The 16,098-nt window shown below is 38.8% G+C and carries 15 protein-coding genes; 8 read left to right on the forward strand and 7 right to left on the reverse strand.

All coding sequences use genetic code 11. From position 1 onward, the window contains the following. The first annotated feature begins 73 nt into the window (after positions 1–73). The 3 genes from PE36_RS10190 to PE36_RS10200 all read left to right on the forward strand — a co-directional run bounded on the left by PE36_RS10190 (position 74) and on the right by PE36_RS10200 (position 3,656). Positions 74–994, forward strand: a complete 921-nt coding sequence (locus PE36_RS10190; protein WP_006031930.1) for a MaoC/PaaZ C-terminal domain-containing protein — start codon at positions 74–76, stop codon at positions 992–994. 3 nt (positions 995–997) lie between these two features. Then, positions 998–2,809: a long-chain-acyl-CoA synthetase gene (locus PE36_RS10195; RefSeq protein ID WP_006031931.1), complete on the forward strand. Its 1,812-nt coding sequence runs from the start codon at positions 998–1,000 to the stop codon at positions 2,807–2,809. A 109-nt stretch (positions 2,810–2,918) separates the two neighbouring features. After that, on the forward strand, positions 2,919–3,656 hold the full coding sequence (locus PE36_RS10200) for a copper homeostasis protein CutC (RefSeq protein WP_006031932.1): 738 nt from the start codon (positions 2,919–2,921) through the stop codon (positions 3,654–3,656). Between the two features lie 53 nt (positions 3,657–3,709). Here PE36_RS10200 and PE36_RS10205 read toward each other — a convergent pair whose 3' ends face one another. Continuing rightward, positions 3,710–4,033 carry a hypothetical protein gene (locus PE36_RS10205; protein ID WP_006031933.1) on the reverse strand — a complete coding sequence of 108 codons (324 nt, stop codon included), beginning with the start codon at positions 4,031–4,033 and terminating at the stop codon, positions 3,710–3,712. Positions 4,034–4,144: 111 nt separating this feature from the next. Between PE36_RS10205 and PE36_RS10210 the strand changes: the two genes are divergently transcribed. Then, positions 4,145–4,936, forward strand: coding sequence for an ion transporter (locus PE36_RS10210; protein ID WP_006031934.1), 792 nt, complete (start codon positions 4,145–4,147; stop codon positions 4,934–4,936). Positions 4,937–4,951: 15 nt separating this feature from the next. Here PE36_RS10210 and PE36_RS10215 read toward each other — a convergent pair whose 3' ends face one another. Then, the gene (locus PE36_RS10215; protein WP_006031935.1) at positions 4,952–7,663 is read right to left on the reverse strand and encodes an ATP-binding protein; all 2,712 of its coding nucleotides are present in this window, start codon (positions 7,661–7,663) and stop codon (positions 4,952–4,954) included. A 95-nt stretch (positions 7,664–7,758) separates the two neighbouring features. On the opposite strand from PE36_RS10215, the gene PE36_RS10220 reads away from it, so the two are divergent. Then, complete coding sequence (locus PE36_RS10220) at positions 7,759–8,238, forward strand: hypothetical protein (protein ID WP_006031936.1); 480 nt, start codon at positions 7,759–7,761, stop codon at positions 8,236–8,238. A gap of 3 nt (positions 8,239–8,241) precedes the next feature. After that, the gene (locus PE36_RS10225; RefSeq protein WP_043994416.1) at positions 8,242–9,294 is read left to right on the forward strand and encodes a hypothetical protein; all 1,053 of its coding nucleotides are present in this window, start codon (positions 8,242–8,244) and stop codon (positions 9,292–9,294) included. Between the two features lie 65 nt (positions 9,295–9,359). Here the strand turns inward: PE36_RS10225 and PE36_RS10230 are convergent, their stop codons facing one another. Continuing rightward, positions 9,360–10,022 carry a hypothetical protein gene (locus PE36_RS10230; protein ID WP_006031938.1) on the reverse strand — a complete coding sequence of 221 codons (663 nt, stop codon included), beginning with the start codon at positions 10,020–10,022 and terminating at the stop codon, positions 9,360–9,362. Between the two features lie 9 nt (positions 10,023–10,031). Then, the gene (rluF, locus tag PE36_RS10235; RefSeq protein WP_006031939.1) at positions 10,032–11,255 is read right to left on the reverse strand and encodes a 23S rRNA pseudouridine(2604) synthase RluF; all 1,224 of its coding nucleotides are present in this window, start codon (positions 11,253–11,255) and stop codon (positions 10,032–10,034) included. A gap of 262 nt (positions 11,256–11,517) precedes the next feature. Here rluF and PE36_RS10240 point away from each other — a divergent pair, with 262 nt between their 5' ends. Then, a complete protein-coding gene (locus tag PE36_RS10240; RefSeq protein ID WP_006031940.1) occupies positions 11,518–12,366 on the forward strand; it encodes a S1 RNA-binding domain-containing protein in 849 nt (282 codons plus the stop codon). Positions 12,367–12,497: 131 nt separating this feature from the next. On the opposite strand, the gene PE36_RS10245 is transcribed toward PE36_RS10240, so the two are convergent. The 3 genes from PE36_RS10245 to clpS all read right to left on the reverse strand — a co-directional run bounded on the left by PE36_RS10245 (position 12,498) and on the right by clpS (position 15,576). Further along, positions 12,498–12,863, reverse strand: a complete 366-nt coding sequence (locus PE36_RS10245; RefSeq protein ID WP_006031941.1) for a hypothetical protein — start codon at positions 12,861–12,863, stop codon at positions 12,498–12,500. Between the two features lie 82 nt (positions 12,864–12,945). Further along, complete coding sequence (clpA, locus tag PE36_RS10250) at positions 12,946–15,219, reverse strand: ATP-dependent Clp protease ATP-binding subunit ClpA (protein ID WP_006031942.1); 2,274 nt, start codon at positions 15,217–15,219, stop codon at positions 12,946–12,948. Positions 15,220–15,261: 42 nt separating this feature from the next. Beyond that, a complete protein-coding gene (clpS, locus tag PE36_RS10255; protein ID WP_006031943.1) occupies positions 15,262–15,576 on the reverse strand; it encodes an ATP-dependent Clp protease adapter ClpS in 315 nt (104 codons plus the stop codon). A gap of 264 nt (positions 15,577–15,840) precedes the next feature. Between clpS and cspD the strand changes: the two genes are divergently transcribed. Next, on the forward strand, positions 15,841–16,062 hold the full coding sequence (gene cspD / locus PE36_RS10260; protein WP_006031944.1) for a cold shock domain-containing protein CspD: 222 nt from the start codon (positions 15,841–15,843) through the stop codon (positions 16,060–16,062). Positions 16,063–16,098 lie beyond the last annotated feature (36 nt).

The following is a 16,098-nucleotide window of genomic DNA, read 5'->3' on the forward strand; positions in this document are numbered from 1 at the left end:
TCATTCGCCAATTCAACTTCCACCGCAATTCATTAACATAATCATTACATTTGTTTTCACGGTTTATTTATTAATGAGCACTAACCAGATCACACACTTAAACAACCAACCTTTTATCCCGCTGTTATACGCCAAAGCAGTGCTCAATTCGATACTAAAAACGGCGACAAACACTTGGTCAACACGTCCTTTTACCCAGCAATATAGCGTGAGTGGTCAATCCATCGATAGCAATAATTTACAACGCTATATTCAATGTTGCAGATATCGTAATACCGACTATGTGCCAGTGACTTATCCATTCGTTATGGCTTTTCCATTATTGATGAAACTCATGACATCAGCACAGTTCCCTATCTCTGTACTGGGACTAATCCATTATAAAAATACAATAACTCAACATTCACCAATAAATAAAAGTGCCATAGTGACCATCATATGCAGTGTTAGCAATGACAATACCGCTGACAAAGGTCGTTTCATCGAGACTCATATTGATATTTTTGTAGATGGTCAATTAATGTGGGAATGCACCTCGACATTTTTACAGAAATCGAGACTCAAACAAACGAAGCAACATTCGGAAGATTCTGAGAATAGCCCCTCGCATAAAGACCTGCTCGATAGTCCCGCTATGGAGACAATTTCTGCATTGAAATTCAGTCATTTTGACGCATTAAAATATGCATACATCTCCAAAGATACCAATCCAATCCATTTACATTATATTCCCGCAAAATTAATGGGATTTAAGTCGACAATTATGCATGGCATGTTAGCGAAGGCTCGCGTGCTTGCACAGTTAGAAACGTTTATTGATATTCAACATATTAGTATTGATGTTCAATTTAAAAGTGCTATTTTTTTACCCGCTCAAGTTTGTTTGAACGTCGCATTATCACCGCAGAACAATTCATTTAATTTAACAAATGCAAATAATCGCGTGACCCATCTATCTGGTGTCATTTATCCTCTACTTAATAAAACGAACTAGCTTATGACTGTTATAACTGGCAAACAAATATTCAAAAGTACAATCAATATATTAAAGACTCCAAAGCCCATAATTAAAGGTCTGTGGCACTTGCAGCAAGCAAAGCCAGAACGATTCATGTCTATTGGTTTGTTACTAGAGCAACAAGCGGTTAATAACTCTGATCTAGTAGCAATACAGTTCAAAGATCAACGTTTTAGCTATGACGAACTGAATAAACAAGCAAATCAATATGCGCATTTTCTGCATGAATACGGCATTAGCAAGAATGACAAAGTAGCAGTAATGCTCGATAACCGCCCTGAAACAATTATCATCGCGCTCGCCGTTGTAAAGCTTGGTGCAATTGCTTGTATGATTAATACCACTCAACGCAACGCGATCCTCGAGCATAGCCTTGCCGTTGTCGAAACGAAATTACTTATCGCTGATGAAATATATATACCGGCCATCAATAACATTAAAGCTAATTTACCTTCGACGTTACAACAGAATCTATTTTATATTCCAGCATTAACAGCATCAGAGGCCGCGGTTGAGTTTAGAGATATATCTAAGCAGGCAGCAAATTATTCCGTATTAAATCCCGACTCAACGGCTAAGATTCAACTTAAAGATTCGGCATTTTATATTTTCACATCCGGAACAACAGGGCTGCCAAAAGCAGCAAAAATGAGTCACCATCGCTGGTTTAAATCGATGGCAGGTATGGGTATGGCATCGTTACGCCTAACCGCTGACGACGTATTGTATCTATCATTACCCTTGTACCATAACAACGCGCTTACGGTTTCATTAAGTGCAGTATTTGGTAATGCAGCAACACTTGCTCTCTCTGAAAAATTCAGTTCAAGTCGATTTTGGGATGAAATACGGGCTCATAAAGCCACCGCATTCACCTATATCGGCGAGCTTTGCCGCTATCTATTAAATGTGCCTGCACAAGATAACGATAAACAACATGGCGTTAAAAAGATCATTGGTAATGGTTTACGCCCAGAGATTTGGGATGAATTCCAGCAGCGTTTTGGCATCGAGCATATCAACGAATTCTACGGGGCAAGTGAATGTAACCTGGTATTTACCAATGCCTTCAATTTACCTCATACCGCGGGTGTTACGCCACTTGCTTTTACCGTGGTGCAATATGATATTGATAATGACCAACCCGTTTATAATAGCGCAGGGAAAATGATCAAAGTCAAAACGGGTGACGTCGGTTTACTATTAACGAAGATAACGAAGCGTTCACCATTTGATGGCTATACCGATGAAAAAGAGAGTAATAAAAAACTGTTTAAATCGGTACTAAAAGAGGGTGACTGCTATTTTAATACGGGTGATCTGGTCAATTACCAAGGTTTCCGCCATATCGCCTTTGTCGATAGATTAGGTGATACATTCCGCTGGAAGGGTGAAAATGTCGCGACAACGCAAGTCGAAGGCCAAATCAATGATTTTAATCAGATCGAACAGAGCGTCGCCTATGGTGTGGAACTTCCTCATCATGATGGTCGCGCAGGAATGGTCGCGCTTACTTTAAATTGCCCAATTCAAGAATTTTCAGCGTCTGAATTCTATCAGCATGTCACTTCTGTACTGCCAAGCTACGCACAACCTATATTTGTACGTTTACGGACACAGCAAGACATGACAGGCACCTTTAAATACAAAAAAACAGAGTTAAAAAAGGAATCATACCTACCTAACGCTGCCGAAGAAATTATTCTAATAAAACATCCGGGTCAGAACAGCTACACGACTTTAGATAACAACGCGATAGATGCGATTGAGCAAAAGCAACTGTCTTTCTAGTAATATTTACTCGTAATCATTGATCTAGGCGACCTAAGTCGCCTTTTACTCTTCCATATTATATAAAACTACCTATGCTTGTTAAATTATTTTTGATAAAGAGAAACATATGACGATTACAATAGAGGTATGTGTTGATAATATAGAGTCACTTCTTACTGCTCAACAATCTGGTGCTGATCGTATTGAGTTGTGTTCAGCATTAGCGCTAGGGGGATTAACCCCCAATGCAGGCTTTGTTCAAAAATCGATTGATCTGGCGACAATCCCTCTTTACACCATCATTCGTCCTCGCGCGGGAGATTTTGTATATAGCGAACAAGAAATTGATATTATGGTTTCCGACATCAAATTCATGAAACTACTTGGCATCGAGGGCGTTGTTATCGGTGCACTAACCCCAGATGGAGATATTGATGAAGCGGCATTAAAACGCTTAATGTCAGCATCTCGTGATATTGGCGTCACTTTCCATCGTGCATTTGATTTGTGTAATGATCCTAAACAAGCCTTAGAGATCTTAATAAACGCCGGCTGTGAACGTGTCTTAACTTCAGGACAACAAGCTAAGGCTGAACAAGGCTGCGAGTTGATCAAACAATTAGTAGCTCAGGCTGATGGCAGAATTAGTATCATGCCTGGCGCAGGCGTTAACCCAGACAATGCTGAAAAAATTATCGCTATCACGCAAGTGAAAGAGCTGCACTTATCAGGCAAAACCACGAGAAAAAGCGCAATGAAACCTAATTCAGCAGTTCAAATGGGAACCGAAGCTGAGGCCGATAGTTTAATATCGATCACTTGTGCAAAAACAATTTCTGAACTAGTCAATGTGATTAATAACTAATACGCACGACGCTAATGCCATAACTTCAGAAATGTCGTTAGATCAATCACATCCTAAGGTAAATCATCAAGATTAAATGTTTTCAGAATATGATAAGCAGGTTCTTCATAAGGGTGAGCAGAAATTAACGCGTTAATTGCAGCCCTTACATTCTCAGCACCACAAACCATTTCAACCCGATACTCATCGACTAATTCAATCTCATCAAGCTTGCCGATATGTGGTTGGCTACCCTGTAAGGGCTTAAACTGACCAGTACCTAAACATTGCCAAGCACAACTATCATAATCACCAATAGTTCCAGCACCCGCTTTAAAGAGCGCTTCTTTCACCGTCTGCACATTTACTTGCGGCACATAAAAAACAATCACGAACATAAATATATCCTACTGTAACGACACCTATTCACTAAGCTATTATAAAAAAATTTTGTTTTGCTGCCTAGTTACGTTTATATTAATAAAATCAATGAACCGAGGCGCTAACTTGTGGAAACCAAAATAAAAACTGACGTTGAAAGTAATAGTGATGTAAATCCCTTCCAGATCTTTATGTTGATCTTATCACTGCATGTTGTGGTCTCATCTCTACTGCAACTTATCTTTACCTTTTCAAGTAACGTCACCGAAATATTAACAAGTGTGGACAACACTATTTGTTTATTCTTTTTCACTGACTTTATCATTCGCCTTTATCAAGCTGATAATAAGCTACAGTTTATGAAATGGGGCTGGATTGACTTATTGTCGAGTATACCAATGGTCGAACAGCTGCAATTTATTCGTATTATTCGTATTGCTCGAGTTTTAAGATCTATCCAACATATCCGCTCATCAAAAATTATGTTCAAGATGATATTTGAGCATCGCTTTAAAGCCACCTTTTCATTAGTGGCAGCATTATCATTTGTCCTGCTGACCTTTGGTGCTATCGGTATTTTATTATTAGAACAAGGGCAAGTAGGCAGTAACATCAACAACGGTACCGATGCGCTTTGGTGGTCATTCGTGACGATAACTACGGTTGGGTATGGCGATCATTACCCCGTGACAACAGGCGGCCGTATCATTGCAGCGTTACTAATGACTGCTGGTGTCGGTTTATTCGGTACGTTCACAGGGTTCATTTCGTCATGGTTTGTTGATGGTGGAGACCTATCTACAAGACAACAAGCGCCAAGTACTGACGCATTACATGGCGAAATTTCTGAATTGAAGCAAGATATTGCTGAACTCAAAATATTGATTGTTCAGCAATCCCATAACCTTGATTCTAAATAAACACCCCGTATCTGATTAAGCCGCGCTTGCTAGTCGCTCAATCTTGTCGATGAGTACATCTTTCTTAAAAGGTTTAGCGACATAGTCATTCATGCCGACATCAAAGCAGCGTTGAATATCCGCATCCAGTACGCTTGCAGTAAGGGCTATGATCGGTGTTGGCGCAACTGAACTCGATTTTTCCCATTCTCGAATTTGTTCCGTTGCTGTAAACCCATCCATTACCGGCATCATACAATCCATCAAGATTGCTTTATATTTATGCTGTCCAGAAGATACCATCTCGACAGCCTCTTTACCGTTATTGGCAACATGACTATCGTACCCACACTGTTTGAGCAGTAATGTCGCGACTTTTTGATTTATTAAATTATCTTCGACAACCAGGATAAGCGAATTATCCTTTGGGCTCATATCCTTTTCCATCTGCAGATGTTGTTCTAAAGTGGCCTCTTCGGACAAACTAGCTGCAATACTCGTTTGTGACTCAAGTTGATCTTCTAGCGCTGAATTAATTACTTTTAATAACCGATTTCCAAGCAATGGCATTGTCACCAAACCATCAATCCGACTGTCGAAATCGTACTTATCATCGGCATGTGATTGTACCAACACAAAGCTGTATTTTAGGGTCCGTTGACTTAAAAAATCTATATCCTTTAAGGTCAATTTAATACTGTTTTGGCAATATATGATCAAGTGATTAGCATCTTTATCTTCTACCCGATCATTTATCGTTAGGCTGCTAAACAAATCTTGCGTATAGGCCACCGTCGTTATGTCGGTTATATTATTACGTGATAATTCTGCGCATATAGCGTCACAAAAAACCATTTCATTACTAATAACGGTGACGATCGTATTTGTGGGTACGATTTTCTGAACCCGAACTTCGGCAGTAAATTCTGCTTCAATAGTGAAATAAAAGTTGCTTCCCTGCCCTTTGGTAGAATCAACACCAATTTCCCCACCCATTAGTTCGACTAACTGAGTACTAATCGCCAAGCCCAGTCCCGTCCCGCCGAATTGACGCGTAATAGAACCGTCTTCTTGTGTAAAAGGTTCGAAAATTTTCTGCTGTTTATCTTCTTCTATACCAGTACCCGTATCTGCCACTGAAAAATACAACTCCGATCTGGAATTTTCAATTACTTTACTGCTAAGTGTTAAGCTAACTTGACCACTGTCGGTAAACTTAACGGCATTGGATAATAAATTCATCAATACCTGACGCAATCTATGTTCATCAAGTAAGAATTCATTCGGCAGTTCAGGGGCAATATTAACACTAAAATCGAGATTCTTAGCCGCTGCACTCGGGGTGATAATAGCCACGGTATCATAAATAACTTCGCGTAGATCACAGCGATGATTCGTTATCGCAAGGTGTCCGGATTCAATCTTCGAAAAATCCAAAATATCATTAATCAATATAAGTAATGTTTGCGATGAATTTTCAATAATGGCAAGGTGGTCTTGCTGAGATGGCGTCAATTTGGTATTTGACAAGATATTAGACATACCGATCACGCCGTTTAACGGCGTTCTAATCTCATGTGACATATTGGCCAAAAATGAACTTTTAGCCACATTTGCTTGTTCCGCAGATTCCTTAGCTTGGATTATCTGTTTTTCATTGATGTGACGTTCTTCAATAAGCTTATTCAGCATTTTTGCAAACGCACTAAACTCATCATTGCCGTCTATTTTTATTTTTAATGAATAATCATGTTTCTCTTCGATACGGGTTAACGTGGTTATAATTTCTTTCAAATTACCAAGAATACGTTGTATTAACATCCAACCTAAATAACTTGCACACACCAATAGTGAAATAATAAAAATAGAAAATGCGACAACATGCATTTTTGCTTCAGCAACTTTAGCTTTAATCTTAACGGATAAGTGCCCCCCAACATTAGCAACAACCTCGCTAATAAGTGCTAACCGCTTATCTAACGCAGAGATATCATAAGCACTCGCATTTGTTTGGAAATGTCCATTCTGGATCAAATTACGTAATGCATAACTATCGGTAAAGGCCTGGTCAGAAAAAGTACTCTGTAACAGAGAGATCTGATTATTATCAGCACTTATCGCGATGAAGCGTTCAATAAAAAGTTGTTGTCTTTCTACAATCGGCGGTAACAATACTTTTGCATCGCCCTCTATACCTCTGACGATAAGATTTATATACCAGTTTTCTTCATTTGCCCAAAAATAGAGCCATTGCAGTTGATATAATACTTCTAGATTATTTTGTATTTCTTGATCATCAACCTCAAGATGATTTTTTTCTAATATAAGCAGTAATTGACTTGTCGAATCTGATATCCAACTTGACCAATCATTAATATCCTCAGCACTCAAAAAGGCAAACTCTTCCTCTACCCCTTCTAAATCAGATAATAGATCCATGGCATTGCTATCATCTTGTAGGGCTAAAGGCGCTAATACTTTTAATGTACTTATTGAAGCAGCAAATGCACCAAGGTGCTCTTCATTAGTGACATGACTCGCTGACAACTTACTCACCCTTAAAGAATGGAGTAATGAATTTAACTGTAATGACTCTGCCAATAATTCAATTCTCGATTTCAACTTATCAAGTTGACCTAACGTAGACACAGACTCACTGACTCGATCGCCAATCAACAACGTGAGTAATAATAACGGGCATAATAATAGAATTATCAGCCGTTTTTTGATCGATAGCGTATTAAGCATAAGTTTTTGACTTCCATGTAAAAATTTATTTGTTATTTACTCTCATTCTTACTAACTTAAATGATAGATAATAGAATCGAAATTAGCAGGTAAACATGTTTAAAGGATTAAACTTACGCATTTTTTGCGTCGGACTACTCATTATTTCACTCTCCCCGCCATTTTTAGCCTCTGCTAATGAAGATACGAGTGAAGATGAAGGCCGAAGTTTTGCCGTGTTTTCATTAAACAATTCCTTTCCAGTACTGAGTAAAAGTAAAGTCAGGATGATTTATAAAGGGAAAGTGAAACGCATCAACAAGGAAAATATTAATCTTGTTGATCTAACAGAGGATAGCAATGATAAAGCGAATTTTTACCAAAAGCTACTTGGTAAATCGCTATCTCAAATGAATGGCTACAGAGCAAGTTTAGCATTCTCAGGAAAGGGCAACTTACCAGTCACCATATCAAACAATGACATTGCTACAATCTTAGACTGGTTAGAAGAAAACCCTAACGGTATCGCTTATGCCACCATCAAGTCATTACCAGAAAATGTTAATGTTTTATTCATTTTAGAGCCGGAGGAATAAAGCATGCATATATCCAAAATCTGCTTTATAGCAACAACACTATCGCTGACTACATTCACAACCAACGCAAGAATAAATCTTACCGATGACATCTCGTTGAGTGGTTTTGGTTCTACATCTATTACTCAATCTAATAATGCTACGCCGTTGTATGTAAACAGGGAGATCACCGACGATACTTGTTACGACTGTGATACCACGTTAGGCTTACAAGGTGATATCCGTTTCAACGATAGCTTTAATGCGTCAATTCAAGTTGTTAAACGACCACAAGATGATTGGTCATCTCCGCAGTTAGAATGGGCGTATGTTGGTTATAGCGTATCCGATTTTAATTTAAAGATTGGTCGACTACGTTTGCCATTATTTCTAAGTTCAGAGTATTACTATGTCGGACAAGCTTATACTTCAGCACGTCCACCACAAGAAGTGTATAACTCAATCTTAGGGATCACGTCTTATGAAGGTATTTCCGGGACTTGGGATATCGAAATAAATGATGAGAGTTATTTAACCATAGCACCCTATCTAGGAATAAAAACTGACGGTGAAGTTAACATAGGTACAACTCACTATGATTTTAATATTGAGAATACTTTTGGTCTGAATAGTGAGTTAAGTGGCTTTGATTATCGGATTATGTTTAATTATGCATACTTCAAATATGCCGTGGGTGTAACGACACCGCAAGGAAGTCAACAATTCCCCGCAGATGACATTAGTATTTACACATTGGGTACAGAGTATTCACTCGATCAATGGCTACTGACCGCAGAAGTGCTTGTAGATAAGATGCATTTTAATTGGTACTCAAGTTTAGCTTATAATATTGATGAATTTACCCCTTATGTGACCTATGCTGAATCACATCATACTAATAAAAATAACTCATTATTATTAGGTACACGCTATGATTTAACAACAACAATATCACTAAATGCAGAGTGGAAATACACCAATCCAAACGGCGGGGATAATGGTGAGTTAATCACAGATCCTACTGATGGTGATACAGATGCGCAGTTGTATACGTTAATGCTTAATTTTATCTTTTAGATAAACCGTCCAATTAAATAACTGAATAACGCTAGGTAATTAATTACCTAGCGTTATTCATATCATTATACTTCTGTTTGAGCTTCGACTATATCGGCAATAATTTGCATGCGCTCTGAGCCCGTTATACCAAGATAAAGACGACTAACGCGAACAGCATAACCAAACTTATCTTTACCCAATGCTTTAACCAACTCTGGTAATAATATTGCGTCGAGATGAAACGTTTTTATATAATGTTCGATTGCATGCTCAACACTGACAAAGTCGGTACCATCAAAGGTAAAACCACCAGCCTCATCATCTGCTGCAAGCGGGATACCGTCAACACACAAAGGCCAACCTGCATAGTTAACCCTTTCTTTTGTCATGGTAAACATCATCCAGGCGCTTCGTTTAAAACCTTCAAATGCCGCACCTTCAAATTCAGACTCTTGCAACTCTTGCTCAGTCCAATTTGAACCAATGCTTAACACTTTTTGATATTTACGCGTTAACGCTGCCTTTACGGCATTGCGGTATTGATAAATAGACTGACAACGGGCCGCTTTAACAACCGACGTACATTCGGTACACGCAGGCACCGATAAAGGATCATGCGGCGCGTTATGTATATCATCGGCAGAAAATGGGATGTTAACATCACTATTAGATGGCTCGCCACAAAATAAACACGTGTAGCGAACATCAAACGGAATGTCTATCTTAGGGTAATGATCAAATGACATTATATTGGACTACTTCTTTTTCAACGACAGAGTACCTTTAACACGAGGCGCAGCTGGACTAGCTTTGGTGGCATTAGCCAACTTGGCTTTTTCACGGTCAGCAATAATACTGAAACGTGTAGCAGGTTTTTTTCGTTCTTTTTTCTTTTCAGCCGAGTTAAAACGCGCTCTTGATGCAATTTGTTCATCGGAATAAGACGCTGGTTTATCTTGCTGAGCTATATCTTCAGACATATCTGAAGATACATTAGATGAAACATCAGCATCAGACGATTTTTCATTTTGCGTCCAAAAATTAGACGTCGGTTCGTCGTTCTTATCTAGATCAGCGACTGTTTCATCTTGATTCCAAACATCTGAACTCGCTTCATCATTCAAAACTTGACCAGGGGTTGCTGCATAGTCTCCGTAGCCAAAACGTTTCTGGCGAGCAGCACTGTTAACGCCACGTTTTGAATGTTGGCCTTTGACCTTAGGCTTTACTTGGCCATAATCAGACGCTTCTTCGGTACTGCTAGAACCTTCAACCATGGCGTTTATTTCTGCCATTTCATTATCCGTTAGCAAACGCCACTGGCCAGTCGCTAAACCTTTAATATCAATGTTCATGATACGGGTACGCGTCAGTGATTTTACTTGGAAACCAAAATGCTCACACATGCGTCGGATCTGCTGATTTAGACCTTGCGTTAAAATTATTTTGAATTCAAAGCGACCTTCACGCGTTACTTTACAAGGTTTAGTGACCGTGTCTAAAATTGGTACACCGCGCGCCATGCCGGTTAAGAATTTATCTGTCACAGTGCTATCAACTTTAACAATATATTCTTTTTCGTGCGCATTACCTGCACGTAGTATTTTATTAACAATATCACCGTCATTGGTTAAAAAGATAAGACCTTCTGAGGGTTTATCAAGACGACCGATTGGGAATATGCGCGTACTGTAGTCAATCAAATCAATTACATTACCGTGAATGTGACGCTCAGTTGTACACGTGATGCCTGCAGGTTTATTTAAGGCAATATAGATACGTTTTTGTTTTTCTTTAACGGGTCTACCATTTACAGAAACCATATCGCCATCTGACACTTTCGTTCCCATTTCTGGAATTTTACCATTAATGGTTACGCGACCTTGTTCAATTAAGCGGTCCGCCTCACGGCGAGAGCAATAACCCGTGTCACTGATATATTTATTAAGTCGTGTTAGTTTGATGTCTTGTTGCGTCATGATAATTTATACTAATATTAAGGGAATTGGGAATTGCGAAAAGGTTTTGAGAATTTATACTTCAGAAAGACCGCAATTATGTGCGCGGAGTATAACAGAAGGCATTATTATCAAGCAATATTAGTGTATATATTTAACCTTTCACGTAATTAATACTAATTCATCCGCAAATATTGGGTTTTTTTCACGCTTCGTGGTACATTGCCCGCATTATTGGGTGATCTATAATAACCCTCATTATTTCAAGACAGAGCAAAGCACTATGGCAGAATTAGGCAAGTTAAATACCCTAGAAATTATCAAAGAAACTGGATCGGGTTTCTACCTGGACGGCGGTGTATTAGGTGAAATACTGTTACCTTTTACAAACTCACCATTGGATATAGATATCGGTGATGAGCTTGAGGTATTTATCTACCTTGATTCAGAAGACCGTATCATTGCAACAACGCAAAAAGTACTAGGTGCAGTTGGCGAATTCGTCATGCTAAAAGTAAAACAAGTAAACAATGTGGGTGCATTCCTTGATTGGGGCTTAGACAAAGATCTGTTAGTACCATACAGTGAACAACGCACCCCATTACAAGTGGGTCGTGAATACCTTGTTGCTATCTATCTTGATCGCATTCATGGTCGTATTACAGCAACCACAAAACTTGATCGTCATGTTGATAATACGCCAGCACGATACAAAATACATGAACAAGTTGAAATTACACCTGTTGATCCAACTGATCTTGGTTATAAAGTCATTGTAAATAACAGCCATTGGGGTGTTGTATACAAAAATGAAATGTTTAAGAAATTAAACCGTGGCGAAAAACAAAAAGCGTACATTCAAAAAGTGCGCGAAGACGGTAAAATTGATATCTTACTGAATGAACCCGGTCACGGTAAAGTATCAGACTTTAGCCAAGTGTTATTGTCAGAATTAAATAAACATGGTGGTTTCATGCCAGTGACAGATAAAACTGACCCTGAAACAATCGCGCGTTTATTTGGTGTAAGTAAAAAAACATTCAAAAGCGCAGTAGGCCAATTATTCAAGAAAGGTATCATTGATATCGTTAAGACGGGTAACGTTGGTTTACAAGTTAAAGATAGTGAATAACACACGCTATAAATAGTTTTAGTCCTATCTATCAACGCCGATAATACTAACACTGATGATAATAAAAATGGAAGCCAATTGGCTTCCATTTTTTGTTCTACGTTACTGTAATTTGAATGCTTAATTATGAATTAATGAACAATTTGCAAAATGGCAACGTTAGCTTGTTTATCCATTTCAGCAGAGCCTAGGATCATAATCAACTCGTCATCAGAGTAAGCAGATAAGTCGTTAGCTTGTTCGATAATATCTTCCATAACAGGGTTCAAGTCACCGTCATGAACTCGGTGCCATTGATAAAAACTAATCAGTAAAACTTGTAACACGTAACCTTCATCTAATAGAGCTACGTCAATACCACTTTCTAATGCCACCGCTTCCAATGTTTCAATATCAAAGGAAACACTGCCGTCATCATCCAGTTCTAGTTCTAATGAATCAAAATTAATCCCATCAGGGATACTAATTTCGACTCTAGTTAATGCGGAAATATCCATATTTCATTCCCTCTTTAAGCCAAGCATAGTTACAAACTAACACTAATTCGAAAAAAAACAAGCTTATACAGCATTCAACAAATTATGTTTCTGTTGCAGTTACCTTGGCATTGGTAAATGTAAAAGCTAACTCATCACCGTTCAATTGAATATCAACCGCACCACCATTGGATAGTTTGCCAAACAAGATTTCATTAGCAAGGTTGCGCTTAATTTTGTCTTGAATAACACGCGCCATTGGTCTTGCGCCCATGGTTTTATCATAACCTTTATTCGCTAGCCATTTACGCGCATCGTTTGATACGTTCAATGTCACTTGCTTGTCATCAAGCTGGGCTTCTAACTCAACTAAGAATTTATCCACAACCATATGAATAACATCCATATCTAAGTGATTAAACCAAATAATATTATCAAGACGGTTACGGAATTCAGGCGCGAATATTTTATTCACCTCACCAAGCGCATCACTATTATTATCTTGTTCTTTAAAACCGATGGACTGGCGAACTGTTTCAGCTGCACCCGCATTCGTCGTCATCACCAGTATAATATTACGGAAGTCCGCTTTACGGCCATTATTATCCGTTAACGTACCGTTATCCATGACTTGTAATAACAAGTTAAACACATCCGGATGGGCTTTTTCGATTTCATCTAAAAGCACAACTGCATGTGGCTGTTTGATAACCGCATCCGTTAATAAACCACCTTGATCATAACCAACATAACCAGGAGGCGCACCGATCAGACGAGATACAGTATGACGTTCCATATACTCAGACATATCAAAACGAATTAGCTCAACACCCATTATTTTAGCTAAGCGTTGAGTCACCTCGGTTTTACCGACACCCGTTGGACCAGCAAATAAGAATGAACCAATTGGTTTAGTCTCTGCACCAAGACCAGAACGAGATAAACGGATCGCATCAGTGAGAACTTCAATCGCTGGATCTTGACCAAACACAACCATCTTCAGGTTACGCTCTAAATTTTTAAGCACATCACGATCGTTTGATGAAACTGATTTTTCAGGAATTCGAGCCATTTTTGCAACAATAGACTCAATTTCACTGATACCAATTGTTTTCTTACGTTTATTCTCTGGTAATAAACGCTGTTTCGCCCCAGCTTCATCCATTACATCAATTGCTTTATCAGGCAGTTGACGTTCGTTAATATACTTCGCAGATAATTCGGTGGCTGCACGTAGTGCTTTCGCGGTATAGCGTACATCATGATGTTCTTCGTAACGTGATTTCAACCCTTGCAGGATCTTCACCGTATCATCAATAGAGGGTTCCACTATGTCTACTTTTTGGAAACGTCGTGCCAATGCACTATCTTTTTCAAAAATCTGGCTATATTCAGAATAGGTCGTCGAACCGATACAACGTAACGAACCATTACTGAGTAGTGGCTTAAGTAAGTTCGCGGCATCCAGTTGGCCACCAGATGCGGCACCAGCACCGATGATGGTATGAATTTCATCAATGAATAAAATTGCATCATCATGTTTTTGTAACTGTTTCAATAATGATTTAAAACGTTTTTCAAAGTCACCACGATATTTGGTACCGGCAAGCAGAGCGCCTAGATCAAGAGAGAACACCTGGGTATTTTTCATTACATCAGGCACTTCTTTATTCACAATACGATATGCGAGACCTTCAGCTATTGCTGTTTTACCGACCCCAGCCTCACCCACTAACAATGGGTTGTTTTTACGACGGCGACATAAGATTTGAATCGTACGAGTGAGTTCTTCATCGCGTCCAATCAATGGGTCAATGCGCCCTTCAACAACTAATTTATTTAAGTTCGCGGAGAAGTTTTCAAGTTTTGTCGATTGATCGTCACTATCATTAATCGCTTGTTCTGATGCATCCTGATTATCTTCAATCCCTGATTCTTCGTCGTTTTTACGAATACCATGTGAAATAAAATTAATCACGTCAAGACGACTCATGCCTGACTTCTTCAAAATATATGCAGCTTGTGACTCTTGTTCACTGAAAATAGCGACAAGCACATTGGCACCTGTTACTTCATTATTCCCTGAAGATTGCACATGAAACACAGCACGTTGTAATACTCGCTGAAAACCAAGCGTCGGTTGTGTTTCTCTGTCTTCATCTGACTCAGGTAAAATAGGTGTTGTCTGTTCTAAAAAAAGAAGTAGTTCATCACGAATAGCATCGATATCACCAGAGCAGCCTTTGATTGCTTCGCAGGCCGATTTGTTACTTAAGAGTGAAACGAGTAAGTGTTCGACCGTCATAAATTCATGACGATTTTCACGTGCAGTTTTAAACGCTTCATTTAGCGTAACTTCAAGATCTTTGCTTAACATAGGCATCTCCCTATAACTACGTGTTGCGTAATATTGCTATCATTACGCTTGTTCCATGGTACATAATAAGGACTGTTCGTTATCTTTCGCATATTGCATCACCTGTGATACTTTTGTCTCGGCTATCTCAGCCGTAAATACACCACAAACACCCCTGCCCCGATGATGAACAGTTAACATGATCTGGTTAGCCTTATCTATATCCATAGAAAAAAACCTTTGTAGTACATCTACAACGAAATCCATTGGAGTATAGTCATCATTATTCAAAAACACTTTGTAAAACGAAGGTGGTTTGAGTTCTAGCTCACTTTCTATACTTGTTTTGAAATCAATCAGTTCATCTAACTTACTCATAATTCTATCTTAGTACCTATCAGAGATTTGGGCTAATAACTTTCAACCTTTCGACTAAGTTTACCCCATTTTAACCATTTTTAGGAATATTAACTTGACTATAGTTGCGAATAAACTAAATTTATTAACAAGATGAATTATAACGTTAACATTCTAGCAACTTATAATGTTGATCGTTATATACATCTATCACCCTTCTGATTAAAAGGGGGAAAGACAGTTCAGTAATCAAACAATTTGCAATTAAAGAAAGGATGCAGAGGTATGGCAACCGGTACGGTTAAATGGTTCAATAATGCGAAAGGATTCGGCTTCATTTGTCCTGAATCTGGTGGCGATGATGTGTTCGCGCATTTTTCTATCATACAAATGGATGGATATCGCACATTAAAAGCAGGGCAACTGGTGGATTATGAAATAGACGAAGGACCAAAAGGCTCTCACGCTGTTTCCATTTCAGCACATGAGACAAGCGAAATAAAATAACTGGTCTTCTACCGTGATACAAAGCAGCTTAGCTGC

Source organism: Moritella sp. PE36 (genome assembly GCF_000170855.1).
Lineage (GTDB): Bacteria > Pseudomonadota > Gammaproteobacteria > Enterobacterales > Moritellaceae > Moritella.